This window comes from Sphingopyxis sp. (genome assembly GCF_016704835.1).
GTDB lineage: Bacteria > Pseudomonadota > Alphaproteobacteria > Sphingomonadales > Sphingomonadaceae > Sphingopyxis.
Genome location: NZ_JADIZJ010000001.1, coordinates 69,120 through 94,649 on the forward strand (window position 1 = coordinate 69,120; position 25,530 = coordinate 94,649).

At 64.5% G+C, this 25,530-nt stretch carries 28 protein-coding genes; 20 read left to right on the forward strand and 8 right to left on the reverse strand.

All coding sequences use genetic code 11. The features are described from left to right. The first annotated feature begins 44 nt into the window (after positions 1-44). Positions 45-2,345, forward strand: a complete 2,301-nt coding sequence (gene parC, locus IPF76_RS00345; RefSeq protein WP_293838115.1) for a DNA topoisomerase IV subunit A — start codon at positions 45-47, stop codon at positions 2,343-2,345. A gap of 89 nt (positions 2,346-2,434) precedes the next feature. Next, positions 2,435-4,117: a bifunctional diguanylate cyclase/phosphodiesterase gene (locus IPF76_RS00350; RefSeq protein WP_293838118.1), complete on the forward strand. Its 1,683-nt coding sequence runs from the start codon at positions 2,435-2,437 to the stop codon at positions 4,115-4,117. On the opposite strand, the gene IPF76_RS00355 is transcribed toward IPF76_RS00350, so the two are convergent. The 4 genes from IPF76_RS00355 to IPF76_RS00370 all read right to left on the reverse strand — a co-directional run bounded on the left by IPF76_RS00355 (position 4,090) and on the right by IPF76_RS00370 (position 7,089). Further along, positions 4,090-5,286 (reverse strand): CCA tRNA nucleotidyltransferase, encoded by a 1,197-nt coding sequence (locus IPF76_RS00355; protein ID WP_293838121.1) that lies wholly within the window; start codon positions 5,284-5,286, stop codon positions 4,090-4,092. The two genes, IPF76_RS00350 and IPF76_RS00355, sit on opposite strands and share 28 nt — an antisense overlap. Then, entirely contained in the window at positions 5,283-5,867 is a 585-nt protein-coding gene (locus IPF76_RS00360) for a CoA pyrophosphatase (RefSeq protein WP_293838124.1), read from the reverse strand. The genes IPF76_RS00355 and IPF76_RS00360 overlap by 4 nt, the downstream gene beginning before the upstream one ends. After that, positions 5,867-6,451: a DUF1285 domain-containing protein gene (locus IPF76_RS00365; protein WP_293838127.1), complete on the reverse strand. Its 585-nt coding sequence runs from the start codon at positions 6,449-6,451 to the stop codon at positions 5,867-5,869. The genes IPF76_RS00360 and IPF76_RS00365 overlap by 1 nt, the downstream gene beginning before the upstream one ends. A gap of 134 nt (positions 6,452-6,585) precedes the next feature. Next, on the reverse strand, positions 6,586-7,089 hold the full coding sequence (locus IPF76_RS00370; RefSeq protein WP_293838130.1) for an N-acetyltransferase: 504 nt from the start codon (positions 7,087-7,089) through the stop codon (positions 6,586-6,588). Positions 7,090-7,179: 90 nt separating this feature from the next. Between IPF76_RS00370 and IPF76_RS00375 the strand changes: the two genes are divergently transcribed. Both IPF76_RS00375 and IPF76_RS00380 read left to right on the forward strand, forming a co-directional pair. Further along, positions 7,180-7,551 carry a dihydroneopterin aldolase gene (locus IPF76_RS00375; RefSeq protein WP_293838133.1) on the forward strand — a complete coding sequence of 124 codons (372 nt, stop codon included), beginning with the start codon at positions 7,180-7,182 and terminating at the stop codon, positions 7,549-7,551. Then, a complete protein-coding gene (locus tag IPF76_RS00380; RefSeq protein WP_293838136.1) occupies positions 7,548-8,309 on the forward strand; it encodes an SDR family oxidoreductase in 762 nt (253 codons plus the stop codon). The genes IPF76_RS00375 and IPF76_RS00380 overlap by 4 nt, the downstream gene beginning before the upstream one ends. Positions 8,310-8,459: 150 nt before the next feature. On the opposite strand, the gene IPF76_RS00385 is transcribed toward IPF76_RS00380, so the two are convergent. Both IPF76_RS00385 and IPF76_RS00390 read right to left on the reverse strand, forming a co-directional pair. Next, positions 8,460-9,893 (reverse strand): NAD-dependent succinate-semialdehyde dehydrogenase, encoded by a 1,434-nt coding sequence (locus IPF76_RS00385; protein WP_293838139.1) that lies wholly within the window; start codon positions 9,891-9,893, stop codon positions 8,460-8,462. A 125-nt stretch (positions 9,894-10,018) separates the two neighbouring features. Next, positions 10,019-10,618, reverse strand: coding sequence for a TIGR02466 family protein (locus tag IPF76_RS00390; protein WP_293838141.1), 600 nt, complete (start codon positions 10,616-10,618; stop codon positions 10,019-10,021). Between the two features lie 47 nt (positions 10,619-10,665). Here IPF76_RS00390 and IPF76_RS00395 point away from each other — a divergent pair, with 47 nt between their 5' ends. The 5 genes from IPF76_RS00395 (at position 10,666) to IPF76_RS00415 (ending at position 14,593) form a co-directional block, all read left to right on the forward strand. Next, complete coding sequence (locus tag IPF76_RS00395; protein WP_293838144.1) at positions 10,666-11,586, forward strand: SMP-30/gluconolactonase/LRE family protein; 921 nt, start codon at positions 10,666-10,668, stop codon at positions 11,584-11,586. 9 nt (positions 11,587-11,595) lie between these two features. Then, positions 11,596-12,285: a VIT family protein gene (locus tag IPF76_RS00400; protein ID WP_293838147.1), complete on the forward strand. Its 690-nt coding sequence runs from the start codon at positions 11,596-11,598 to the stop codon at positions 12,283-12,285. 92 nt (positions 12,286-12,377) lie between these two features. Then, positions 12,378-13,481 carry a DUF2855 family protein gene (locus IPF76_RS00405; RefSeq protein ID WP_293838150.1) on the forward strand — a complete coding sequence of 368 codons (1,104 nt, stop codon included), beginning with the start codon at positions 12,378-12,380 and terminating at the stop codon, positions 13,479-13,481. Positions 13,482-13,530: 49 nt separating this feature from the next. Next, the gene (locus IPF76_RS00410; protein ID WP_293838153.1) at positions 13,531-13,929 is read left to right on the forward strand and encodes a hypothetical protein; all 399 of its coding nucleotides are present in this window, start codon (positions 13,531-13,533) and stop codon (positions 13,927-13,929) included. A gap of 16 nt (positions 13,930-13,945) precedes the next feature. Continuing rightward, entirely contained in the window at positions 13,946-14,593 is a 648-nt protein-coding gene (locus IPF76_RS00415; protein ID WP_293838156.1) for an HAD-IA family hydrolase, read from the forward strand. A gap of 133 nt (positions 14,594-14,726) precedes the next feature. Here the strand turns inward: IPF76_RS00415 and IPF76_RS00420 are convergent, their stop codons facing one another. Next, entirely contained in the window at positions 14,727-15,620 is an 894-nt protein-coding gene (locus tag IPF76_RS00420) for a LysR family transcriptional regulator (protein WP_293838159.1), read from the reverse strand. Between the two features lie 91 nt (positions 15,621-15,711). Between IPF76_RS00420 and IPF76_RS00425 the strand changes: the two genes are divergently transcribed. The 6 genes from IPF76_RS00425 (at position 15,712) to IPF76_RS00450 (ending at position 20,473) form a co-directional block, all read left to right on the forward strand. Further along, positions 15,712-16,422 (forward strand): CoA transferase subunit A, encoded by a 711-nt coding sequence (locus IPF76_RS00425; RefSeq protein WP_293838162.1) that lies wholly within the window; start codon positions 15,712-15,714, stop codon positions 16,420-16,422. Next, positions 16,422-17,300: an HAD family acid phosphatase gene (locus tag IPF76_RS00430; RefSeq protein ID WP_293838165.1), complete on the forward strand. Its 879-nt coding sequence runs from the start codon at positions 16,422-16,424 to the stop codon at positions 17,298-17,300. Before IPF76_RS00425 ends, IPF76_RS00430 begins: the two co-directional genes overlap by 1 nt. Beyond that, positions 17,300-17,935 carry a CoA transferase subunit B gene (locus IPF76_RS00435; RefSeq protein WP_293838168.1) on the forward strand — a complete coding sequence of 212 codons (636 nt, stop codon included), beginning with the start codon at positions 17,300-17,302 and terminating at the stop codon, positions 17,933-17,935. The genes IPF76_RS00430 and IPF76_RS00435 overlap by 1 nt, the downstream gene beginning before the upstream one ends. Before the next feature lie 207 nt (positions 17,936-18,142). Then, positions 18,143-18,391 (forward strand): hypothetical protein, encoded by a 249-nt coding sequence (locus IPF76_RS00440; protein ID WP_293838171.1) that lies wholly within the window; start codon positions 18,143-18,145, stop codon positions 18,389-18,391. A gap of 79 nt (positions 18,392-18,470) precedes the next feature. Beyond that, positions 18,471-19,751, forward strand: coding sequence for a serine hydrolase domain-containing protein (locus IPF76_RS00445; RefSeq protein WP_293838174.1), 1,281 nt, complete (start codon positions 18,471-18,473; stop codon positions 19,749-19,751). 38 nt (positions 19,752-19,789) lie between these two features. Then, positions 19,790-20,473 (forward strand): glutathione S-transferase family protein, encoded by a 684-nt coding sequence (locus tag IPF76_RS00450; protein WP_293838176.1) that lies wholly within the window; start codon positions 19,790-19,792, stop codon positions 20,471-20,473. 116 nt (positions 20,474-20,589) lie between these two features. Here IPF76_RS00450 and IPF76_RS00455 read toward each other — a convergent pair whose 3' ends face one another. After that, positions 20,590-21,108, reverse strand: a complete 519-nt coding sequence (locus IPF76_RS00455) for a sterol desaturase family protein (RefSeq protein WP_293838179.1) — start codon at positions 21,106-21,108, stop codon at positions 20,590-20,592. A 227-nt stretch (positions 21,109-21,335) separates the two neighbouring features. Between IPF76_RS00455 and leuC the strand changes: the two genes are divergently transcribed. Genes leuC through IPF76_RS00480 form a run of 5 tightly spaced genes read left to right on the forward strand, consistent with a single transcriptional unit; the run spans position 21,336 to position 25,519 of the window. After that, positions 21,336-22,766 carry a 3-isopropylmalate dehydratase large subunit gene (gene leuC, locus IPF76_RS00460; protein ID WP_293838182.1) on the forward strand — a complete coding sequence of 477 codons (1,431 nt, stop codon included), beginning with the start codon at positions 21,336-21,338 and terminating at the stop codon, positions 22,764-22,766. Positions 22,767-22,791: 25 nt separating this feature from the next. Then, positions 22,792-23,640 carry an N-acyl homoserine lactonase family protein gene (locus IPF76_RS00465; protein ID WP_293838185.1) on the forward strand — a complete coding sequence of 283 codons (849 nt, stop codon included), beginning with the start codon at positions 22,792-22,794 and terminating at the stop codon, positions 23,638-23,640. Between the two features lies 1 nt (position 23,641). Next, a complete protein-coding gene (leuD, locus tag IPF76_RS00470) occupies positions 23,642-24,235 on the forward strand; it encodes a 3-isopropylmalate dehydratase small subunit (RefSeq protein ID WP_293838188.1) in 594 nt (197 codons plus the stop codon). Between the two features lie 10 nt (positions 24,236-24,245). Continuing rightward, positions 24,246-25,241: an NADPH:quinone oxidoreductase family protein gene (locus tag IPF76_RS00475; protein WP_293841822.1), complete on the forward strand. Its 996-nt coding sequence runs from the start codon at positions 24,246-24,248 to the stop codon at positions 25,239-25,241. Positions 25,242-25,261: 20 nt separating this feature from the next. Further along, positions 25,262-25,519 carry a DUF167 domain-containing protein gene (locus tag IPF76_RS00480; protein WP_293838191.1) on the forward strand — a complete coding sequence of 86 codons (258 nt, stop codon included), beginning with the start codon at positions 25,262-25,264 and terminating at the stop codon, positions 25,517-25,519. Positions 25,520-25,530 lie beyond the last annotated feature (11 nt).

Consider the following 25,530-nt stretch of genomic DNA (forward strand, 5'->3'; position numbering starts at 1 on the left):
AAGCCTTTGCCTTGGCGCGCCAGCCTTGCTATCGCGCCGCGACCATGGCGACCACCACCGACGATCCCGACAATCCAGAACCCGTCCCCGGCATGACCGACACGCCGTTCGGCAGCGCGCTGTCCGAACGCTATCTGGTCTATGCGCTGTCGACAATCACCGCGCGCTCGCTGCCCGATCTGCGCGACGGCTTGAAGCCCGTCCACCGCCGCCTCTTGTGGGCGATGCGCGCGATGCGGCTCGATCCGTCGCAGGGTTACAAGAAATCGGCGCGCGTCGTCGGCGACGTCATCGGCAAATTCCACCCCCATGGCGACGTCGCGGTTTACGACGCGATGGTCCGCCTCGCGCAGGATTTCTCGCTGCGTTACCCGCTCGTCGACGGCCAAGGCAATTTCGGCAATATCGACGGCGATAATGCCGCCGCCTATCGCTACACCGAAGCGCGGCTGACACGCGTCGCGGTCGATCTGATGCAGGGTCTTGACGAAGGTACGGTCGATTTCAAACCGACCTATAATGGCGAGGATGAAGAACCTGAAATCATGCCGGGGCTGTTCCCCAACCTGCTCGCCAATGGCGCGAGCGGGATCGCGGTCGGCATGGCGACGAACATCCCGCCGCATAACGCCGCCGAGGTGATCGGCGCCGCGCTGCTGCTGATCGAGAACCCGCAGGCCGAGCTGTCCGAACTTCTCGAGCATGTCAAAGGCCCCGATTTCCCGACCGGCGGCATCGTCGTCGACAGCGCCGAGACGATCGCCCACGCCTATGCCACCGGCCGCGGCGGTTTCCGCGTCCGCGCGCGTTTTTCGATCGGCAAGGCCGACAGCGTGTGGGAAGACAGCGGGATTGAGAAGTTGCCCGGCGGCACTTGGCAGCTGGTGATCAGCGAGATTCCCTATGGGGTCGCCAAGGGCAAGCTGATCGAGCAGATCGCGCAGTTGATCGCTGACAAAAAACTGCCGATCCTCGAGGATGTGCGCGACGAAAGCGCCGAAGATCTGCGCATCGTCATCGAACCCAAGAGCCGCAACGTCGACCCCGAGATCCTGAAGGAAAGCCTGTACCGGCTGACCGACCTTGAGAGCCGCTTCGCGCTTAACCTCAACGTGCTCGACGCGACACGCACGCCGAAAGTGATGGGACTGCACCAGCTGCTCACCGAATGGCTGCAGCATCAGATCGTCGTGCTGGTCCGCCGCGCGCAGCACCGCATTGCCAAGATCGACGACCGGTTGGAGCTGGTTGCGGGTTACATCATCGCCTTCCTCAACCTCGACCGGATCATCGAGATCATCCGCACCGAGGATGAACCCAAGCCGGTAATGATCGCAGAATTCATCCTGACTGACCGGCAGGCCGAAGCGATATTGAACATGCGGCTGCGCAGCTTACGCAAGCTGGAGGAAATGGAGCTTAAGCGCGAGCAGGCGGACCTCACCGCCGAGCGCGAGGAGCTGGTCAAACTGGTCGAAAGCCCTCAGCGCCAGCGCACCAGGCTGCGCAAGGATCTGGAAAAGCTGCGCACGGTGTACGGCCTCGACACGTTGCTCGGCGCGCGACGCACGACAATATCCGAAGCCGCGCCGGCACGTGACATTCCGCTTGATGCGATGATCGAGAAGGAGCCGGTGACGGTGATCCTGTCGAAACGCGGCTGGATTCGAGCCCAGCGCGGCCATGTCGCCGCCGACCAGTGGGCCGAATTCAAGTTCAAGGAAGGCGACGAACTGCTGTTCGCCGCGCACGCCCAGACCACTGACAAGCTGCTGATCGCGGCGAGCGACGGGCGGTTCTTTACCATCGGCGCCGATAAGTTGCCCGGTGGTCGCGGGTTCGGCGAACCTCTGCGGCTTATGGTCGACATCGACCCCGAGGCACGGATCGCCGCGATGATTCCGGCGAGCGCCGACGGCCGACTGCTGCTCGCCTCGTCAAGCGGGCATGGGTTTATCGCGCAAATGGCAGAGGTGGTCGCTGAAACGCGCAAGGGCCGCAACGTCGTCAACCTCAAGACCGGCGCCCAGCTTGCTGTCGTGCGGCCGATCGCTGCCAGTGACGACAGTGTCGCGGTGGTCGGCGAAAATCGCAAGCTGGTCGTGTTTCCGATCAACGAAGTGCCGGTGATGGCACGTGGTCAGGGCGTCATGCTGCAACGCTATCGGGATGGCGGACTGTCCGACGCGGTCAGCTTCGCCTTCGCCGACGGGCTAAGCTGGGCGATGGGCGGCGATACGGGGCGGACGCGGACCGAGACCGACCTTGTCCCTTGGCGCGTCGCGCGCGGCGCTGCGGGGCGGATGCCACCGACCGGCTTCCCCCGGAACAATCGCTTCGGCTGACCGCATTTTCACTTTGCCGTAAATCGCTTCTTTACTCTCGGCCCCTTAGGTCATGGCCAATGGGGAAAGGTCGCACAAAACCCGCTGTTATGCCACTTGATCGAACCGGTGAAGACCGGCCCTTGCTGTTCGTCGGCTGGATCGACGCGCTCCCGGTGCCAGCGGCGCTGATCCGCCCGCTCGCGCGCGGCAATTTTCGCCTGCACGCCAGTAACGCGGCGTTCGACCGGCTGAGCCTGTCACCCGTCGGCGCCGACGCCCCGATACAGCTGTTGCGCGCGATCGAACGCGCGGCGCAATCACCCGCCGACACGCAAGAATTCAGCTGTCAGCTGGGGGATGGCGTCGCCGCGCGCGATCTGCGCGGATCGATAGGGCCGCTGCCAACCGAATCGGGCGACGAAAGCCTGTTCCTGTTGACGCTTATCGACCGCACCCAGGAAATGATGACCGAGCGCAATCTGCGCCGCGAGCTGGTGTCGGACAGCCTGACCGGGCTGCCCAACCGCGCCGGCTTCGAAGAAATGGTCGAACAGCGCGGCGTCACCGACGGCATCGGCGCTGATCATGCCGTCCTGCTTCTCGACCTCGCGCGCTTCAGCCGCATCAACGAACATATCGGCCCGATGGCGGGCGACGAACTGATCATCACCGTCGCACGGCGGCTGAAATCGAGCCTGCGCAGCGGCGACATCTTGGCGCGCACCGGCGGCGACGAATTTGCGATTTCGACCCGCGTTGCAGGCGGGCGCGCCGATGTGCGCGAAATGGCACGTCGCATCCGCGGCTGTTTTGACCATCCGTTCCGCATCGGCGAGCTCAAGGTCAGCGTCGATTGCGCGCTTGGCTGTGCAATCCAGCCTGCGACCGAAGCCGATGTCGCCGACCAGATCCGCCATGCCCAGATCGCGCTGAAGCGCGCCAAGCAGACCGACCGCATCGAAATTTACGAACCCGAATCCGCGATGTTGTCGGACAATCGCTTCGGGCTCGAAACCGAACTGCGCAACGCGATTGAGGAAGACCGGCTTCACCTCGCGTTCCAGCCCCTGATCGAGCTGGCGACCGGCAAGGTCGCCGGGTTCGAAGCGCTCGCGCGCTGGGACAAGCAGGATGGGCATTCGATTTCGCCCAGCGAATTCATCCCGATTGCTGAGGATTCGGGCCTGATCGTGCCGCTCGGCCAGTGGGCGATCGGCAAGGCCGCGGCGGTGCTCGCCGATTGGGACAAGGCGAACGACGGCAAGACGGTCGATTGCTATGTCTCGGTCAATGTGTCGGCGATCCAGCTGCTACGCGACGATGTGGCGGCGGTGGTGCGAGGCGCGCTCGCAAAGCACAAGATCGGCGGCGAGCGATTGATGATCGAACTTACCGAAAGCGCGATTATCGGCGATCCCGACCTTGCCTTGTCGGTACTCAGCGAGTTGAAGGCGCTCGACGCGCGCGTCGCGATGGACGATTTCGGCACCGGCTATTCGAACCTCGCCTATCTGCAGCGCCTGCCGCTCGACGTGCTCAAGATAGATCGCAGCTTTGTCGAACATATGGTCGACGACCGCGACAAGGTCGCGATCGTCCGCACGATCCAGAGCCTCGCCGAAGTGCTGGGAATGAAAACCACCGCTGAAGGGGTCGAGACCGCCGACCAGGCGCGGCTGCTGTCGGCGCTCGGCTGCGATTTCGGGCAGGGCTATTTGTTTGCACGGCCGCTGGAAGGCGCTGCGGCGCTCGATTTCTGGCGTCAGTCGCTGGTGCGCCCGATCTTCTGATCGACCAGTTCGGCGACACGGTCGGCGTCGGGGAAATCCTCGGCGACCCACGCCGCCTCGACGTCCTTCAGGATGCGCGCAACCTCTGGCCCGACCGCGATCCCGCGCGCGACGATGTCGCCGCCTTTGACCGGCAGTTGCGGCACCTCCCATCCCGCCAGGTCGCGCACCGCAGCGGCCTTGCCCGCGATCAGATGCACGTCGCGCGCCGTATCGACCCCGATCGCATGCGCAAGCTGCCGGATCGGCCGCGCCACATCGTCGCGATGCCCTGCCACGGCCGCCAGATATTTGCGCTGCCGCGTCGATAACCGCAGGCGGCTGGCCACCTGTTCGGCGCGCGCGGGATCGGCAGGAAGCAGCGCCGCAAGACGGCGGTACGCCGCAGCCGCCACCCCCGCCGCCTGCTCATTCGCGAGCAGTCGGTCGAGCGTCACGGAACAACCCGGATCGAGTTCGGGCAGCATCACCGCAAAGATGCCGTCCGCTGCCATCTGGGCGACGATCGCGCGCGGATCGGGCAGTGCCAAAATCTTCGTCAGCTCGTCGGCGATCCGCTCGCGCGACAGGCTTTTGAGCGACTGGCGCGCCGCAATCACCGCCGCATGGCTGACCGCGTCGAGCGCGCCGCGCCCGAAGCGCGCCGCGAAGCGGTAGAAGCGCAGGATGCGCAGATGATCCTCGGCAATCCGCGTCGCCGCATCACCAATAAAGCGCACACAGCCCGCGTTGAGATCATCGATCCCGCCGAAAAAATCGTCGACCGCGCCCGTTTCGGGATCGGCGTAGAGTGCGTTGATCGTGAAATCTCGCCGCGCCGCATCGTCGCGCCAATCGCTGGCAAAGGCGACCATCGCGCGGCGCCCGTCAGTTTCGAGATCATGGCGGAGCGTCGTAATCTCATGATGGTCGCCGCTGGCGATGGCAGTGACGGTGCCGTGCGCGATGCCGGTCGGGATCACCTTGATGTCTGCTGCCTCCAGTCGCCGCGTCACCTCCTGCGGCACGAGCGTCGTCGCGAGATCGATGTCAGTGGCGGCGAGGCCCAGCAACGTGTCGCGCACGGCGCCGCCCACGATCTTGACCGCTCCGCCGTCAGCGTTGAGCGCTGCAGAGATGCGGTGCAGCCCGGGCCGCACGCGCCATTCGGCGTCGGGCAATGCCGTCACCGGTGCCAGCCCGTCGGCATCCGCCGCGCCAGATTGATGATGATCCCCGCCGTCACGCCCCAGATCCGCCGTCCCTGCCAGTCCATGTCATAATAATGCCGGTCCTGACCCTGCCAATGCGCCTGCTGGCGCGCATAATTGGCGGGATCAAACAGGATGTCGAGCGGCACCTCGAACCAGTCCTCGACCTCGTCGGGATTGGGATCGAGCGGCAGATCCGGCGGGATGACGCCGAGCACCGGGGTGATGATATAACCGCTGCCCGACCGATAGGGTTCGCTCACCCCCGCCACCGTCACGTCGCGCGGGCTGAGCCCGATCTCCTCCTCGGCCTCGCGCAGCGCGGCGTCGATCGCGTCGCGGTCGTCGGGGTCGATCTTTCCGCCCGGAAAGGCCACCTGCCCCGCGTGGCTGCGCAACCATTGCGGGCGCTGGGTCAGGATGACGCCGGGGTCGGGACGGTCGGTAAAGGCGATCAGCACCGCGGCATCGCGCAAGGTCGGGGTGCCGAGATACGCCTCATCCTCCCCCGCATCGGGCAGCAGATTGTCGAGCGCGGCGCGCAATTTTACCGACAGCATCAGCGATCCACCAATGGAAATCGCGCGCCGTTCGACCAGATCGCGGGGGAATCGCTACCGTCAGCAAGCGCCATTTCGACGATCTCATAATAGAGCGCGCGATCGACCCGCGCCTCTAACCCATTGCCGATTGTACCGCGAACGTGCAGCCGCGGGTCGGGACTGTCGGCGTCGCTGCCAAAGCTCAGCGGATGGTCGGCGCCCGCCATGACCAGATCGTCGGTATCGAGTCGAAAGACGAGCCGGCGCGCGGTGCCTTCGCTGTCGGTCTTCATCTCGACGGCGCGGAAAGGGGTATCCTCGACCGCGATGCTCAGCTTCTCGGCGGGGGTGACGAGGACGTGGCTGCCATCAGCCTCGCGGCGCAGGATGGTCGAGAACAGCTTGACCATTGCGGGCCGGTTGATCCGCCCGCCCTCATGATACCAGCTGCCATCGGCGCGGATTTCCATAAAGCTGTCGCCGCTGCGCTCCGGATGCCATTGGTCGACCGGCGGCAGCTTGCGCGCCGCGAGCAGTTCGGCGGCTTCAGTGAGCGAGAGTTGCGCGAAGTCCTTGGGGAGTGAGGGCGCGGGCGTTACCATGGGACCGACATAGGGGGCGCGGCGGTGGGTGCAACCCCATCACGTCGCCCCCCGCGAAGACGGGGCTACGGGTAACCCGAACCAGCTTCGCCGCGTGAACCGGCGGCGGCCCCGCTTTCGCGGGAGCGACGGCGTTATCTCGGCCCGATCATCCCCGCCTCGGTCGGCAGGTCATGCCCGTTGATCGCGCGCGCCAGCAGCCGCTGCCGCTCAAACGGGCCCGGCAGATCCCACGCCGCGGTCGCGTCGGCATCGAAATGGAAAAAGCGCCCATAATATTCCGGGTCACCAATCATCATCAGCGCGCCGTCGGCCTCGCTTTCCGCCGCCGCCAGCATATGCGCCATCAGCACCCGGCCATGCCCGCCGCGCTGGAGGTCGGGGCGCACCGCGACCGGTCCGACCATCAACAGCGGCGTCGCGGTACCGCTGGCGTCGCGATGCGCGACCGGCCAGCACTGGATCGTGCCGATCAACACGCCATCGTCGACCAGGGCAAAGCTCAGCGCCGCAACCGCCTCCGCGCCAACGCGGATGCGGTACGCGGTTCGTCCAAAGCGATCGGCCCCGAAAGCGGCGTCGAGGAGATCCTCGACCGCCTGCGGTTCGATGTCCGACAATGGAAGTAACTCGACCAACGCGCGCCCTTTCGCTAATGCGGCGGCGCTTTAGGGTCCGAGGCCGACATTGCAAAGCCGAATGTCGCCGCGGCAGAAACAGGATTTCTTGTGACCGATACATTGTGGCTGGAGGTGGACGGGCTGATCGCCCAGGTGCTGACCGGCATTTATTCCGAAGAAACGCACCTGCCGCAACCGCTGCGCATCGGGGTTCGCGCGCGGCTGACCATGGCCGATCACTATGATCCCATGACGCCATTGAGCGCATCCAAAAATTACATGCACCTGAAATTCGCGGCGACCGAGGGCATTCCCAAGGATGTCCATTTCGTGCTGATCGAAAGTGTCGCCGACCATATTATCGACACGCTATTCCTGCAGGATGACAAGGTCGAGGAGGTCGAGGTGAAGATCATCAAGCTCGCGATCGCCGAGGACGGCGAAGCGATCGGCATCACGATGCGGCGGGCGCGCAAGTGACGCAGAAGCTCGCTCTCGTCACGGGCGGGCTCCACCGCGTCGGCGCCGCGATTTCGGCGCGGCTGGCGCGCGAAGGCTATATGTTGGCGATCCACAAGCGCAGTCCGGGCGATGCCGACGCGGTGCTCGCCGATGCGCTGGCCGAAACGGGCGCGCTCAGCCACCGCTTCGCCGCCGACTTGAGCGATCCCGTCGCAGTCGATGGCTTGATCCCGGCGGTCATCGCAAAATTCGGTCGCGCCCCCGACTTGCTCGTCAACAACGCCGCACTTTTCGCTGAGGGGGAGTGGGCCGACCTGTCTGCAACGGTGCTCGCCCAGATGATGCAGGTAAACCATCATGCGCCGGTAATGCTGGCGAAAGCGCTCGTCGCCGCAAGCGACGGCGCGCGTCCCGCGATCGTCAATATCGTCGATCAACGCGTCGCCCATCCAGTGCCCGATCAGCTCGCCTATAGCCTGTCGAAATCGGCGCTGTGGCAGGCGACGCAAACGCTTGCGGTCGCCTTTGGCAGCCGCGCGCGGGTCAACGCCGTCGCTCCGGGGCTGACGCTGGCAACCGACAATTATTCGCCAGCTCAGGTCGAGCGGCTCGCGGGGCGTATGCTCCTGGGGACGCTGCCAACTCCGGTACAGATCGGCGACGCCGTCGTCTATCTCGCGCGCGCCGAAGCGGTGACCGGGCAGACGATTTTCGTCGACAGCGGCGCGCATCTGGCGCCGATGGGCAGGGATTTCGTGGTGCTGGAGCGCAATTGAAATATAATCCTCCCTGTCGCGCAGCGATGGGGAGGTGGCAGCGCGAAGCGCTGATTGAGGGCCTTTGGCGCTGCCGCCGCCGCCCCTCCACCACGCGATTTGCCAGTGATCCCTCTCGCCATCTCTACGCCACAAGGTGGATCAATAGCGTCAACAAATATGCACCGCCTTGGTCACCAGATACCCATCCAGTCCTTCCGGCCCGCTCTCGCTTCCGAAGCCCGATTCCTTGATCCCGCCGAACGGCGTGTCGAGGGTCGAGATGACAAAGTTGTTTATCCCGACCATCCCGCTTTCGATACCATCGGCGATCCGGTTGATGCGGCGACCATTCTCGGTGAAAGCGAAGGCGGCGAGGCCGTAGGGTAGCCGGTTGGCCTGCTCCAACGCCTCATCCTCGGTCCCGAACGGGCGGATCAGCGCCATGGGTCCGAATGGCTCATGGTTCATCGCATCGGCATCCAGCGGGACGTCCGCGATTGCCGTCGGCAGAAAGAAATAGCCGTCACCCGTCGCCGCGCCCCCCGCGATAACGCGCGCGCCTTTAGCGGTTGCGTCGGCGATCAACGCCTCAAGCGCTGGCGCGCGACGCGCGTTGGCGAGCGGTCCCATCTGGGTATCGGCGTCGAGCCCGCTGCCGATCTTGACCTTCGCGGTCCGTTCGGCAAAGCCCTCGACGAACGCGTCGTAAATCCCCTGCTGAACATAAAAGCGCGTTGGCGAGATGCACACCTGCCCGGCGTTGCGGAATTTCTGCCAGACCACCTTGTCGAGCGTGGCTTCGAGGTCGCAATCGTCGAAAATCAGCACGGGGGCATGACCGCCTAATTCCATCGTGATCCGCTGGACGCGGTCGGCGGCCAGTTTCATCAGATGTTTGCCGACCGCGGTCGATCCGGTGAAGCTGACCTTGCGGATCACCGGACTGGCGAGAAGATGGCGGCTGATCATGTCCGGGTCACCATAAACGAGCTGGACGACGTCACCAGGGATGCCGGCGTCGGCGATGCAGCGCATGACTGCGCTGGTGCAGCCCGGGGTTTCCTCGGGCGCCTTGGCGATGACGACGCAGCCCGCGGCGAGTGCCGGGGCGATCTTTTTGACCATCAGGTTGACCGGGAAGTTCCAGGGGCTGAACCCCGCAACCGGACCGACCGGCTGGCGCAGCACCATCGTTCGCTGGCCAGCAGGCCGCTGAAGCACACGCCCCTCGATGCGCTTGCCCTGCTCGGCAAAATAATCGAACAGCCCCGCCGCCGACAGCACTTCGCCGCGGGCTTCGGCGATCGGCTTGCCCTGTTCGAGCGTCAGCAGCGTCGCGATATGTTCGATGCGTTCGCGGATGAGGGCTGCCGCCTTGTGCATCAACGCCCCGCGTTCGTCGAAGCTCTTGGCGCGCCACACTGGCCAGCCCCGCTCCGCCGCAGCGAGCGCCTCGTCGAGGTCGGCAGCGGTCGCGATCGGCAGTTCGCCAATCGTGCCCGCGGTCGCAGGGTTATAGACGGGCCGCCCTTCTCGCCCCTCGCCGCTCCGCCAGGCGCCGTTGATGAAGAGCTGGAGGTCGGCGTCGTAGGTGGCGGTCATTGAAGGACTTTCATTCTGGAGCGTCGTCATTGCGAGCGAAGCGAGGCAATCCAAGGCGGCTTACACCCACACTGAATTGCCGCGTCGCTTGGCTCCTCGCAATGGCGATGATGATATAGTCGCCCTCAGCGATAGTTAAAGCTGATGCTGATCCGCTCGCCCTTACCACTGTGCGGCATCACTTCGTGGCGCAGCCAGCTTTCCCACAGGAACACCCGCCCTGCAGCGGGCTCGGCATAGACGAAAGGCAGCAGATGCTCGGGCGCATCGTCGCTGCGGCCGGGCGCCGCCATCAGCATCGCGAGGCGCGGATCTTCGAGTTTCAGCGCACCCGATCCTGGCGGGACCGCGACGTAGAACGTCCCCGACACGATGCTGTGGGGGTGGATATGACCGCTGTGGGTGCCGCCCGGTTTCAGGACATTGACCCACAGGCTGTCGAGCTTGAGCGGCTTGGCGAGGTCGAAATGCGCCGCCTTGGCAAACGCCTTCACTTCCTTGTCCAACAGGCGCTTGAGGTCATGGAACGCTGGATCACGCTCGGGCAGATCGTTCAGGCTCGCATAGCTGGTATAGCCCGCATAGCCATGATCCCGGCTCCACGCGCGCCCCGCGCCATCTTCCTTGGCAAACATCCGGCCGCTGCCCTCCAGTTCGGCGAGCAAGTCGGGGGTGCCGATGTCGGCTTCGTAGAAAGTTGTGGCGAACAGCGAACGAACGGGCATGATGGCCGCAAAGCACAGCCAATGTGGACAAGCAAGGGGAGTCGAGGATGGCCGAGTTCGAATTGATCGCCGACGGATTGCGCTTTCCCGAAGCCCCGGTGGTGATGGACGACGGCAGCGTCATCGTCGTCGAGATCGAGGCGGGGCGGATCACGCGCTGCTGGCCTGGCGGGAAAAAGCAGGTCATTGCGACCCCCGGCGGCGGCCCCAACGGCCTCGCGATCGGCCCCGACGGCAAGCTTTACTGCTGCAACAACGGCGGCTTCAACTATGTCGAATCGGATGGCTACCTCGCCCCGCACGGCATCGCTGAGGATTATTCGGGCGGCCGCATCGAACGGATTGACATCGACACTGGCGCGATCGAGACCCTCTATAAATCGGGCGATCAAGGCGTCGTGCTGCGCGGCCCCAACGACATTGTGTTCGACGGCCATGGCGGCTTCTGGTTCACCGATCATGGCAAGGTCGACTATGCCAAACGCTGCCACGACATTGTCGGCATTTTTTACGCCAAGGCAGACGGCAGCCTGATCGAGGAAGTGATCTTCCCGTCAAACAACCCCAATGGCGTCGGCCTGTCACCCGATGGCGACGCGCTTTATGCCGCCGAGACGTACACGTGCCGCCTGATGAAGTTCAACATCATCGCCCCTGGCAAGGTCGCGCCTGACGCTGGCCCCGGCGGCCCCGGCATCCCGCTATATCGCCCCGCGGGCTATAAATTCTTCGACAGTCTGGCGGTAGAGGCGTCGGGCAATATCTGCGTTGCAACGATCGGCGAGTGCGGGATCAGTGTCGTTTCGCCGCAGGGAGAGCTGGTCGAATTCGTCGCCACCGACGATATCTTTACCACAAACATTGCGTTCGGCGGCTCCGACCGGCAGGACGCATATCTGACCCTGTCGGGTACCGGGCGTCTGGTAAAGACCCGCTGGGCCCGGCCTGGACTGCAATTACAATATTAAGGGGCACAGATGCACCGTGAAACCCACGCCGCAAGCCGCATTGGTTGGCTGCGCGCCGCGATCCTCGGCGCCAACGACGGGATCGTGTCGACCGCCAGCCTGATCGCCGGGGTCGCCGCTGCGGGCGCATCGGGCTCGGCGATTCTCGTGACCGGCACCGCGGGGCTGGTCGCGGGCGCCATGTCGATGGCGGCGGGCGAATATGTGTCGGTTAGCTCGCAGGGCGACGCCGAAAAAGCCGATATCGCCAAGGAAACCCTCGAACTCGCGACCGATCCCGAATTCGAGCTCGAAGAACTGACCCAAATCTACCAGCAGCGCGGGCTCGACCGTCCACTCGCCGAGCAGGTCGCCACGCAGCTCACCGCGCACAACGCGCTCGATAGCCATTTGCGCGACGAGCTTGGCCTGACCAGTGAACTGGCGGCGCGCCCGATCCAGGCGGCAGCGGCTTCGGCGGGGAGTTTCACTGTCGGCGCGGCGCTTCCTTTGGCGATCGTGCTGCTCGTGGACGGCCCGTCGCTGCCATGGATCGTTTCGGCGGCCTCGCTGATTTTTCTCGCCGTTCTCGGCGCACTCGGCGCGTGGGTGGGGAAAGCGCCGATCGCGCGCGCCGTCCTGCGCGTGGGGTTCTGGGGCGCCGTCGCCATGGGAGTGACGATGGCGATCGGATCGCTGTTCGGGACCGCAGTCGGCTGACGAGCGCGTCTTGCGCGATTGTCAGCGCGGGCTGCATCTGTATGACTGTCCGCCACTCCGCGAAAGCGGCACGACAATCGGAGGGGTCCGCAATGAACTTGAAGCGCTGGGCGATCGACATCGATCGCGACGATATCACGCAAGCCCAGCTGGTCGCCGACCCTGATACGCCGCTCGCATCGGGACAGGTTCGCGTCCATGTCGACAGCTATGCGATGACCGCAAACAACATCACCTATGCGGTGTTCGGCAAACCCGCAGGGTTGTTCGGAAACGACCAGGGCTACTGGGATTTCTTCGCCGAACGCGGCGCGCCCGGCCGCCTGCCCGTCTGGGGTTTCGCCACCGTCACCGAAAGCGCCGCCGAGGGCGTGGCGATCGGCGACCGCTTCTACGGCTATTATCCGATGGCGAGCGAAGCCGTACTGACCGTCGGCAAAGCCGGGGCGGGCGGCTTCACCGACGTCAACCCGCGCCGCATCACCTTGCCTGCGATCTACAACCAGTATCAGCGGATCGAGGCGCTGGCCGACTATCGCGCCGCTGACCATGATTATTGGCCGGTGTTCCGCCCGCTGTTCCTGACCGGTTGGCTGATCGCCGACCAGTTCGAGGATGAAGGCGACTATGGTGTCCAGCAGATCTTGATCGCGAGCGCGTCGAGCAAGACCGCGATCGGGCTTGGCTTCGCGCTCAAACAGCGCGCCGATCGCCCCGAAACGATCGGGCTGACCAGCGCCGCCAATGTCGAGGCGCTCGCCGCGCAGGGTATTTACGATCGGGTGATCAGCTACGACCAGATCATGACGCTCAATGCGGCCACGCCCGCGGCGCTGGTCGATATGGCGGGCAATGGCGCAGTGACGCGCGTCGTCCACAGCCATTTCGGCAATCAGCTGCTGGCGTCGATCATCGTCGGCAAGTCGCACTGGGACGCGCAGGCCGACGTTGAGGGTTTGCCAGGCCCCGACCGCCAGGGGTTTTTCGCCCCCGGACGTAGCCAGAAACGTATCGCCGACTGGGGCGGTGCGGTGTTCGGCCAAAAGATCGCCGCAGCCTGGCTCGCCTTCATGGATATTGCTCCGCGGCTGGCATCGGTCGATAAGCGCAGCGGCGGCGACGCGGCGCTCACCGCCTATCGGGAAATGCTCTCGGGACAGACCGACCCCGGAACGGGGATCGTCGTCGTCCCATGAGGGTCGTGAGCGAGCATCCTCGTCAGTCCGCGCCGGAAAGGATAGAACCATGCTCCGTACCCTGATTGTCGCCACGACCATCGCGCTTTCGCTCCCGGCCGCCGCCGCCGAAACGCCCAAGACCGTGCCCGCGCGCAAGGCCGACCTCGCCGACCGCGTCGCCGGCACGTACAAGGGCGCGGTCATTTCCGACGCGCGCGGATCGTCGCGCGACAATGTCACGATCACCGTCACCCGCGTCGGCGCTAACAAGGTCGAGGTCAAATCCGGCTATGCGCGCATCCCGTCGGTCACCATCCCGCTCGAAAAGGCGATGGACGCCATCCTCGCGGCCAACGGCCCCTATGTCTTTCTGCTCGACACGGTGAGGTCGCCCGATCGGCTCGATCTCACCATCGATGACGCCAGCTGGTCGGGCACGCGCGTCGCCAGCCCCGCCCCGAAATAAGGTTGGCCCTTTTTCCATGACCTGCAGCACCGTGATTTTCGATTTCGGCGGGGTAATCACCTCGTCGCCGTTCGAGGCGTTCAACCAGCTGGAGGACGAACGCGGACTGCCGCACGATTTCGTCCGCCGCGTCAACGCTGCCGATCCCGACAACAATGCTTGGGCGAAGTTCGAGCGCGCCGAAATCGACGCCGCCGCCTTCGACACATTGTTCGCCAATGAGGCGCGCGCGCTGGGGCATGCGCTGGAGGGCGAAGCGGTGCTCGCGGTGCTGGCGGGTGCGGTGCGCCCGGCGATGGTCGCGGCGCTCGACACGCTCAAGGCGGAGGGCTTTGCGATTGGCTGCATCACCAACAATGTGCCCAGCGGACACGGCGCGGGCATGGCGCGCAGCTTCGCGAAAGCCGAAGAGGTCGCCGCGATCATGGCGCGCTTCGACCATGTCATCGAATCGAGCAAGGTCGGGGTCCGCAAGCCCGATCCACGGATTTACGAAATGATGTGCGAAGCCCTCGGCGTTGCACCCGCCGCCTGTATCTATCTCGACGACCTCGGCATCAACTGCAAACCCGCCGCGCAGCTGGGCATGCACGCGATCAAGGTGACCAGCGGCGAGCAGGCGCTGGCCGACCTGTCGGCTGCGCTGGGGATGCCATTACCCTGACAACGCGCCTTGCGCTCGCGACCCGAGTGACCGTTTGGGCTGGAGAACGGACTTTTTCTATGTCGTCATCCCGGCGAAGACCGGGATGACGAGGTTGTTGATGGCCGCTTCGAGTCGTTCGCCCCCGCCCTGCTCAGTTGCTCACATCGGCAAGGTTAAGCAGCGCCGCGCGCGCAAAAATCTGCGTTAGCACCGGTTCAGTATCGGCGACGCGCATTGCGACCTGAAACTCGACCGGCGCCAGCGCGGGCATGCCCCCGATTTCCACGAGCGCGTCGCTTTCCACCTCGGCGCGCACCATCGGCTGCGGGAAAATGCCGATTCCCCCGCCCGCCTTGGCAATGTCGATCATCGTTCGCGCATTGTTGCACAGGTTGAGCGATTTTTGCGCGATCCGCGACGCCGCGATCGCCTCGCGCATCCGGCCGTGGATCGGCGAGTGGCTGGCGAGCGACCAGACGGGCAGACCGGTGTCGCCGCCCGCAAACGCTGACGCGACCGCCGGACTTGCGAGCCACACCAGTTCCACTTCACCGATCGGGCTGGTCTTGAGCGCCGGATGCGCGATCGGTCCGGCGGCAAATGCGATGTCGGTGCGCCCGGTCAACAGCTGCTGGATCAGGTTTGCGGTCAGATCGATTTCGATCTCGAGCCCGACGTTGGGCATGTCGGTCTTCAGGCCTGCGACGAAGGCGGGCAAACAGCTCGCCGCCGCGATCTCGCCCGCGCCGATCCGCACCACCCCGCTCGCCTCGCCATAACCGCCGCTGCGGAGCAGCGCATATTGCATGTCGCGCAGCAACGGATCGCAATCGCGCACCAGCTTGCGCCCCGCGGCGGTGAGCGACATCGTGCGGCCGTCGCGCCGGAACAGCGACGTCCCCAGGCGCTGCTCCAGCTCGCGCATCCGCGCCGACACCGTCGGCTGGGTGGTATTGAGTCGCTCGGCGGCCGCCGAAAACGTGCCGAGCCGGTCGATCCAGAGCAGGGTTTCGAGGTGATAGAGCGCGACACGATTGATCGACATCGTCTATGTATAAACACAAATTAGAACAATTAGAATTGATGAATTAAATGCGCCAAGGTCGGCACGCCATCACAGTCAGGAGAGCCATCCCATGGGAAAGAAGCAATATCCCACCGCCGCCGCCGCGCTGGAAGGTCTGCTCTTTGACGGCATGCAGATTTGCGCCGGCGGGTTCGGCCTGTGCGGCATTCCCGAGCGGCTGATCGATGCAATCCGCGATGCTGGAACGAAAGACCTCACCATCGCCAGCAACAACGCCGGGATCGACGGCGAAGGGCTTGGCAAGCTGCTGCGCACGCGGCAGGTCAAAAAGATGATCTCGTCCTATGTCGGCGAGAACAAGGAGTTCGAGCGACAATATCTGGCGGGCGAGCTCGAGGTCGAATTCTGTCCGCAGGGCACGCTCGCCGAACGCTGCCGCGCCGGCGGTGCGGGCATCCCCGGCTTTTATACCAAGACCGGCGTCGGCACCGCGGTGGCCGAGGGCAAGGAAGTCAAGAATTTTGACGGCCAGGATTATATCCTGGAGCGCGGCATCTTTGCCGACCTGGCGATCATCAAGGGCTGGAAAGCCGATGAGAGCGGTAACCTCATCTTCCGTAAGACCGCGCGCAACTTCAACGCGCCGATGGCGACCGCGGCGAAGATCTGCGTCGCCGAGGTCGAGGAAATCGTCCCCGTCGGCAGCCTCGACCCCGACGTCATCCACCTGCCCGGCATCTATGTGAAGCGCATGATCATCGGCGCACCCTATGACAAGAAAATCGAATTCCGCACGGTGCGTCCGCGCGAGGCGGCGTGATGCGCGCGCTTCCGTTCGTCGCTTCGTTGCTACTTGCGGGCTGCGCGACCGCTCCTGCTGATATCACAACGGCTCCGCCACCGCCGTCCGCCGCGATCCCGGCCGAAGCCGCCAAGCCGCCCGTGGCGCTGCAGTATCTCTATGGTTCGACCGAAGCTGCCGTCGCGGTGCGCGCGACCAATGCCCGCATCGCCGCCTATGGGCTTGAACGGATGAAGCAGCGCCCTCAGGATAGCGTCGTGCTCGCCGCCAGTGCGACGATGGCCGCGCCGACCTTCGAACCGTGCGGCAACAAGCCGTTCGCCGCGGTGTTCGACGCCGACGAGACGCTGATCTGGAATCTTGGCCCGATGCGCTATTTCGCGGAAAAGGGCAGCGCGTTCGATCCCAAAATCTGGGACCAGTGGGAAAAGAGCGGCGCGGGCAAGGCGGTCGCGATGCCCGGCACGGTCGAGATGGTCGGCAAACTGCGCGCGGCGGGTATCACGGTCATCGCCAACACCAACCGCAGCGCGACGAATGCCAAGGGCAGCGAAGATACGCTGCGCGCCGCCGGACTCGGCGACTTCAAGCATGGCGAGACTTTGTTCCTGATGGGCGACGATGCCACCGGGTCGAGCAAGGACGGGCGCCGCGTCACCATTGCGGCAAAATATTGCGTCATCATCCTCGCCGGCGATCAGCTCGGCGATTTCAGCCAGCAGTTCAATGTCAAGGACTTGCCCGCCGCGACCCGCACCGCGCTCGCCACTGGTCCCGCCGCCGCTATGCTATGGGACAAGGGCTGGTTCCTGTTCCCCAACGCCGTCTATGGCCCCTGGGAAAAACTGGGCTGGGACGACACTTTTCCCTCCGACAAAAATTGGGAGCCGAAATAATGCCCTGGACCCGCGACGATATGGCGGCGCGCGCCGCAAAGGAACTGCAGGATGGCTATTACGTCAACCTGGGCATCGGCATTCCGACGCTGGTCGCGAACCATATCCCCGCGGGGATGACGGTCACGCTCCAGTCGGAAAACGGCATGCTCGGCATCGGCCCCTTCCCGCTCGAAGGCGAAGAAGACGCCGATCTGATCAATGCGGGCAAGCAGACGATCAGCGAGGTCCCGAATTCGGCCTACTTCTCGTCGGCGGACAGTTTCGCGATGATCCGCGGCGGGCATATCGACCTCACCGTGCTCGGCGCGATGGAGATTGCCGAAAATGGTGACATCGCCAACTGGATGATCCCGGGCAAGATGATCAAGGGCATGGGCGGCGCGATGGACCTCGTCGCCGGGGTCAAGAAGATCATCGTCGTGATGGAGCACAACGCCAAGGACGGCAGCCCGAAATTCATCCCGGCCTGCACCCTGCCGCTGACCGGCAAGAATGTTGTCGACATGATCATCACCGACCTCGCGGTTTTCCGCCGCGACGATCATGTCAGCCCGTTCAAGCTGATCGAACTCGCGCCGGGGGTGACCGCCGAGGAGGTCGCCGGAAAGACCACCGCGCATTATATCGCCTGAACCCCATGGCTAGCGTGGCCGCCAACCCCGGCTCGACCTGGCTGCTGATCGGCGGCGAACTTTCCGTGGTCGCGGCCCTGCTCCATATCGCGTGCATTTTTTGGCGGTCCCGATTGGTATCGCTTCTTAGGCGCCGGCGAGGGCATGGCGCGTGCGGCGGCGCGCGGTGACTGAACCCCGGCGCTGATCACGCTGGCGATCACCGCGGTGCTGCTGATGTGGGCCGCCTATGCCTTTTCGGGTGCAGGCACTTTGCCTCGCTTGCCTTTACTCCGCACCGGGCTGGTCACGATCACCGCCATCTATCTGCTCCGCGGGCTGATCTTGGTACCGCTTCATCTGGGGTGGCCGCAACACACCGACAGCTTCGCGATCTGGTCGTCGCTGACCGTTTTCCTATATGGTACGGCTTATGCTATCGGCACGACCAAGGCATGGCATTATCTGACAGTCTGAAACCGTTCGGGGGTGACGGCGAAGGAAGTCACGGCTAAGACGGCGATCAATTATGAGGTCGCAGTCCAATCAAGCTTCGATGCCGCGCGTATTCCTTCTCCTGATCGCGACTATCGCATTGGGGTTTTCGGGCTGGTTTGGTATTCATGCCCTTGGCGGGAACCAGCCGCTCGCTAGTGTTCCCATCCCGATCATGGCGCCGGAAAACCTCCCCCAAACCCCTTCCCAATGGCGCGGCCGGATCGACTATCGCGCACTCGACCAGCAACTCGCATACCTCGCGCAGCGCCCCGAAATGGCGGGGCTGGCGGTGGCGGTGGTCGAGGACGGCGAATTGCGCTTCGTGCGCGCCTACGGCGTCACCGACGTATCGACCGGTACGCCGGTCACCGCGCAGACGATGTTCCGCTGGGCCTCAGTATCCAAAACCACGACCGGCGTGATGGCGGCGGCGCTGGCAAAGGACGGCGCGCTCGATCTCGATCGTCCGGTCGCCGACTGGCGCACATCGCTGCGGCTTCCGCGCGGCGCCGAAGCGCAAGTTACGCTGGACGATCTGCTCGCCCAGCGCACCGGCCTCACCAAAAACGCCTATGACGAAAAGCTGGAAGAAGGACAGAGCCCGGTGCTGATCCGGGCCGGGCTTGCCGCCGCGCCGCTGCAATGCGACCCCGGCACCTGCCACACGTATCAGAATGTCGCCTTCGATGCGGCGAACGAAATCTTGACGGCGGCCGCTGACAAACCCTTTTCCAGCGCGGTCGAAGATCGATTTTTCCTTCCACTCGGGATGGTTAGCGCCGGTTTCGGCATGGAGCGGCTGACCGGCGCTAAAGACTGGGCCAAGCCGCACCGCGGTCATCGGACCCTGCCGGTCAAAGAGGCCTATTGGCGCCTCCCCGCCGCCGCCGGTGTCGAGAGCGATATCGTCGATTTCGCCAAATGGATGCAGGCGATGATGGGATCGCGTCCCGATGTGCTGCCGCAATCGGTATTGCGGCTCGCCCACCGCCCCCGCGTCGGTACCGCGCGGCTCTATGGCGGCACGTTGCGTCAGGCGACCGGCGATGCGTCCTATGGCCTTGGCTGGCGGAGCTTCACCTATGGCGGCCACCGGCTCGAAGGCCATTCGGGCGCCGTGGCGGGCTATCGCGCGACAATGATTTTCGAACCGGCAACGCGGACGGGCGTCGTCGCGATGTGGAACAGCGACTGGGGCTTTCCCTTCCGCATCCCTTTCGCAGCGATCGACAGCTATCACAAGCGCGCCGACGCGGGCTGGCTCGACCTCAGCGAACTGCCGCCAGCGGCGGGCGTCGCCGCGGCGCCGCACCCGGTTGTCGGGGCGGGGAAAGGATAGTCGTAAAGACGCGAAATCGTCCGACCGGAGCGCGAAGCATGTACGAACTGATCACCGCCAATCGCAATTATTCGAGCTGGTCGCTGCGGCCGTGGGTGCTGATGGCCGCGCTGGGCATCGCGTTTCGGGACCGTGTCGAACCCTTTACCAAGCCCGCCAATTACGGCGATTTCCGTCGCTTCTCGCCGACCGGGCAGGTCCCGGCGCTGCTCCACGAGGGACGCACCATTTATGATTCGCTCGGCATCGCGCTCTATCTCGCCGACCGGCACGACGGCGTGTGGCCGAACGATCCTGACGCGCGCGGCTGGGCGCAGTGCGCAGCCTGCGAAATGCACAGCGGCTTTGCGGCGCTGCGTAACGATTGCACGATGAATGTCGGGGTGCGCGTCACGCCGAAGCCGATGTCAAACGCCCTGCAGACCAATGTCGCGCGGATCCGCGAGCTGTTCGAGGAAGGGCTGGCGAAATTTGGCGGGCCATGGCTTGCGGGCGCCGATTTCACCGCGGGCGATGCCTTTTTCGCCCCGGTTGCATTTCGCATCCGCACCTACGGCCTTGATGTCGGCGCCGGGCAGGCGTGGGTCGAACATATCCTCGCGCATCCCGCGATGCTGGAGTGGGAACGGCAGGCGCTCGCCGAGAGCTGGCGCGAGGTCGGGCATGAAGAAGAATTGCGTACTTGCGGGGCAATTACGGCAGATTATCGGACGCGTTCCTAGCGCCAAAAAGCACCGTTGGCCCTGAGTCTGTCGAAGGGCTGCCTTCTCTTTGAACGTCGCAAGGAAGAACGGTTCTTCGACAAGCTCGGGACCAACGGATTTGGTTTAGGTCCGATTCAATCGACCAACGCCTCGCGTACCACCGCAATCCCCGCTTCGCGTTGCACCTTCAATTCCGCCTTCAGCTTCGCCGGATCGCGCGCAAATACGAAACCAAAGCTGACCCCGCCTTCCTTGCCGATCGTCGCATGGTGCAGCCTGTGCGCCTGCACCAGCCGCTTGGCGTAGCCGCGCCGCGGCACCCAGCGGAAATAGCGCTGGTGCACCAGCCCATCGTGCACCATCGTATAGATAATGCCGTAAAAGAGCACCCCCAACCCGATCCATGTGCCCGGTGCCCATGCGCTCGCGCCCATGATCATCGGGCTGCCCACCGCGAACATCGCTATGCTCAGCGCCGCACCGAACAGCCCGAACAGGTCGTTCTTTTCCAGCATCTTGTCGTGCGGCTCATGATGGTCGCGGTGCCAGGCCCAGCCGAAGCCGTGCATGATATATTTATGGCTAGCCCAGGCGACGAGTTCCATCGCGAGGATGGTAGCAAGCACGAGCGCGATTATGGCGGGCAGTGACATGCGGCGAATATAGGCGCGCCTGCCCGGTCACGCCACTCCCTTCCCCGTCATCCCGGCGAAGGCTGGGATCTCGCCGGTGCGTCCGCCCTCAAGGGTGAGATCCCGGCCTTCGCCGGGATGACGGCATAAAGATGGCCAGGACGGATCGCCGCGAGCCCGACGACCGAAAATTGCGTTTCTTATCGCCACCAGCTTGCAAAGTTGTGCCGCTGATCTAAGGCAACGCCATGACTCGCCCCCGCACCCTGTATGAAAAAATCTGGGACGCGCATGTTGTCGAACAGCGCCCCGACGGTACCTGCCTGATCTTCATCGACCGCCATCTCGTCCATGAAGTCACCAGCCCGCAGGCGTTCGCCGGGCTTCGTGCGAGCGGTCGGACGGTGCGCCGCCCCGACCTGACGCTCGCGGTGCCCGACCATAATCTGCCAACGACGGCACGCAAGGATGCGGCGGGCAACCGGCTGCCGATCGCCGATCTGGAAAGCGCCGCGCAGCTCGCCGCCCTCGAAACCAACGCCCCGGATTTCGGTATCCGCTATATCGACGCGGTCGCCGCCGAACAGGGCATCGTCCATGTCGTCGGGCCCGAGCAGGGCTTCTCTTTGCCCGGCACCACGATCGTCTGCGGCGACAGCCATACCGCATGCCATGGCGGCATCGGCGCGCTGGCGTTCGGCATCGGCACGAGCGAGGTCGAACATGTGCTCGCGACGCAGACCCTGTTGCTCCAGCCCGCGAAAACGATGGAAGTGCGCGTCGAGGGCGAAGTCGGCCTCGGCGTGACCGCGAAGGACATCATCCTTCATATCACCGGCACGATCGGCGCTGCGGGCGGCACCGGCCATGTCATCGAATACACCGGAAGCGCAATCCGCGCGCTGAGCGTCGAGGGGCGGCTGACGGTCAGCAACATGGCGATCGAGGGCGGCGCGCGCGCCGGGCTGATTGCGGCGGATGCGACGACCTTCGCCTATCTCAAGGGCCGCCCCTATGCGCCAAAGGGCGCCGACTGGGATGCTGCAGTCGCTTATTGGACCAGCCTCGCGACCGATCCGGGCGCGACCTATGACAGGACGGTGGTGATCGACGCCGCCGAAATCGCGCCCAGCGTGACCTGGGGAACCAGCCCCGAGGATGTCGTGCCGATCACCGGCATCGTTCCCGATCCCGACAGCTTTGCCGACCCGTCTAAACAGGCAGCAGCCGCCAAGTCGCTCGCCTATATGGGTCTCGAACCCGGAATCCGGATGCAGGACGTCGTGATCGAGAATATCTTCATCGGTAGTTGCACCAACAGCCGTATCGAGGATCTGCGCGCCGCCGCGGCGGTGCTGAAAGGGCGTCGCAAGGCCGACAATGTCAAATGGGCAATCGTCGTCCCCGGATCAGGACTGGTAAAGGCACAGGCCGAAGCCGAAGGGCTCGACCGCATCTTCACCGACGCAGGTTTGGAGTGGCGCGAACCCGGATGTTCGGCGTGCCTCGGCATGAACCCCGACAAGGTACCCGCGGGCGAACGCTGCGCCAGCACCAGCAACCGAAATTTCGTCGGCCGGCAAGGTCCGGGTAGCCGCACGCACCTCGTCTCGCCCGCTATGGCGGCGGCGGCGGCAGTGACCGGACGGCTCACGGACGTACGCGACTTGATGGAATGAGCGCGTGACAGAGGGAGCCAAGAGCATGATCTGGAAAGCTATCGCATCGGCCGCAGCGGCTTTGGCACTGGCCGTCCCTTCCCTGGCGCAGGACAAGCCCGCTACGGCGAAGGTCAGTCTGACCCGGCTCGATTGCGGCACGGTGCGGGTGAACCGGCTCAACGCCTTTTCGGACACTGAGGCTTTTCCGGGACAGAGCCGCGATCTGACCGTTGGTTGCTACCTGATCCGCCACGGCGACGAGCTGATGCTGTGGGATTTAGGCTTGCCCGGCGCTCTGAAGGGCGCGGCGCTTGCCGCGACCGGAGATATGTCGGCAACCGTGCACCGCACACTTGTCGAGCAGCTCGCCCAGCTTGGCATCAAGGCAGAGGATATCGATATCGTCGGGGTCAGCCATTCCCATTTCGATCATATCGGCCAGCTACCCGATTTTCCCACGGCGAAGCTCTATATCGGCAAAGGCGACTGGGACGTGCTGACGCAGAGCGACAAGCCGGCCTTTGTCGACCCGACACCTTTCGCGCGTTGGATCAGCGGCGGCAGCACGGTCGAACCGGTCGCGCGCGACCGGGATATTTTTGGCGATGGTAGCGTGATGATGTTCGACATGCCGGGGCATACCCCAGGCCATCACGCGCTGGTCGTGCGGCTGGCGGGCCATGGACCGATCCTGCTCAGCGGCGATCAGGCGCATTTTCAGGAAAATTACGACAGCGAAGGCGTGCCGATCTTCAACACCAACCGCGCCGATACGCTCGCCTCGTTCAGCCGTTTCAAGGCGCTGGCCAAAAATCTGAAGGCGACGGTGATCATCCAGCACGAACCGCGCGATGTGGCCAAGCTGCCCGCCTTCCCCAAGGCGGCCGAATAGCATGGCGCCGATCGAAAAGGTCGAAGGCCGCGCCATCCCGTTCGGGCTGAAGAATGTCGACACCGACGTCATCATCCCGGCAAAATGGCTCAAGACAATCAGCCGCGAAGGGTTGGGCAAGGGCGCGTTCGAAACGCTGCGCGCCGACCCCGACAACCTGTTCGATCAGCCCGAATACAGGCAAGCGCCGATCCTGATCGCGGGTGACAATTTCGGTTGCGGGTCGAGCCGCGAGCATGCCGCCTGGGCGCTCGGCGACCTCGGCATCCGCGTCGTCATCGCCCCCAGCTATTCGGACATTTTTTCGGGCAATGCGGTCAAAAACGGCATCCTGCCCGTTGTGCTGCCGCAAGCGGCGATCGACCGGTTGATGGAGGTCGCGGCGACCGATCCAATCCATGTCGATCTCGACACCCAGACGGTGACGACGCCGTTTCAGGACCGTTTCAGCTTCGACATCGACCCGTTCCGCAAGATGTGCCTGCTGAACGGCCTCGACGAAATCTCGCTCACCGAAAAAAGCGATGCGGCGATCGCCGCACATGAACAAAAAATGGCGGCAACGCAGCCTTGGCTGATTCCCGCGAAAATATGAGGAGAAGATGATGAAGGCTCTCTTGTCGACCGCCACCGGCGGCCCCGAAACGCTGGTCCTCGGTGAATTGCCGCGGCCAACCGCGGGTGCGGGCCAGATCGTCATCGACGTCAAGGCATGCGCGGTCAATTTCCCCGACACGCTGATCATCGAGGACAAATATCAGTTCAAACCCGCGCGCCCCTTTGCCCCCGGCGGCGAAGTCGCCGGGCTGGTTGCTGAGCTTGGCGAAGGCGTGACCGGGTTCAAGGTCGGCGATCGCGTCATCGCGGGCTGCGGCAATGGCGGCATGTCCGAAGCCGTCGCGGTGTCGGTCCACAACGTCTATCACCTGCCAGAAGGCCATGACTTCGCCGAGGGTGCCTCGCTGCTGATGACCTATGGCACCAGCATCCATGCGCTGGTCGATCGCGGACATATCCAGGAAGGCGAGACTTTGCTCGTCCTCGGCGCCTCGGGCGGCGTCGGCATCGCCGCGGTCGAACTCGGCAAGGCATTCGGCGCCCGCGTGGTCGCGGGCGTATCAAGCGAAGAAAAGGCCGAGATTGCACGCCAGGCAGGCGCCGATGAAGTCGTGATCTATGGCCGCCAGCCCTTCGACAAGGATCAGTCCAAGGCGCTGGCGAACATGTTTAAGGAAGCGGTTGGACCTGGCGGCGCCAATGTCATCTATGACGCCGTCGGCGGTGATTACGCCGAGCCGGCACTGCGCTCGATCGCATGGGAAGGCCGCTTTCTTGTCGTCGGCTTCCCCGCAGGCATCCCGCGCCTTCCACTCAACCTCACCTTGCTCAAAAGCTGCGACGTCGCCGGCGTGTTCTGGGGCGCCTTTGTCGCCCGCGAGCCGGAGCGCAATCGTGCGCATGTCGCGCGCCTGTTCCAGCTGTGGGAACAGGGCAAGATCAAACCGCGCGTCACTGGCACCTACGCCCTCGCCGATGGTGGCAAGGCGATCGCCAAGCTTGGCGATCGAAGCGCGGTGGGCAAACTGGTCGTGACGATCTGAAATATCGCCCCGATCCCGCGTTGACGGCGGCGCTGCGCGTTCTCGCGGCGCCGACCGGACGACTGGAAGTGAGGGTCACCCCCGGCGCCGGGCGCGACGATGTGACAATCGAAGGGCGAAGCGTGCGTCTGCGCGTCACCGCACCACCCGCTGACGGCGCCGCGAACGAGGCCGTTTTGCGCCTGCTTGCTGCGGCGCTCGCCCGTCCGCGCCGGGACCTCACCCTGCTGCGCGGCGCAACGGCACGGGTCAAACTCATCGCGGTCGCGCCCGATTGATTTGCCCCAAG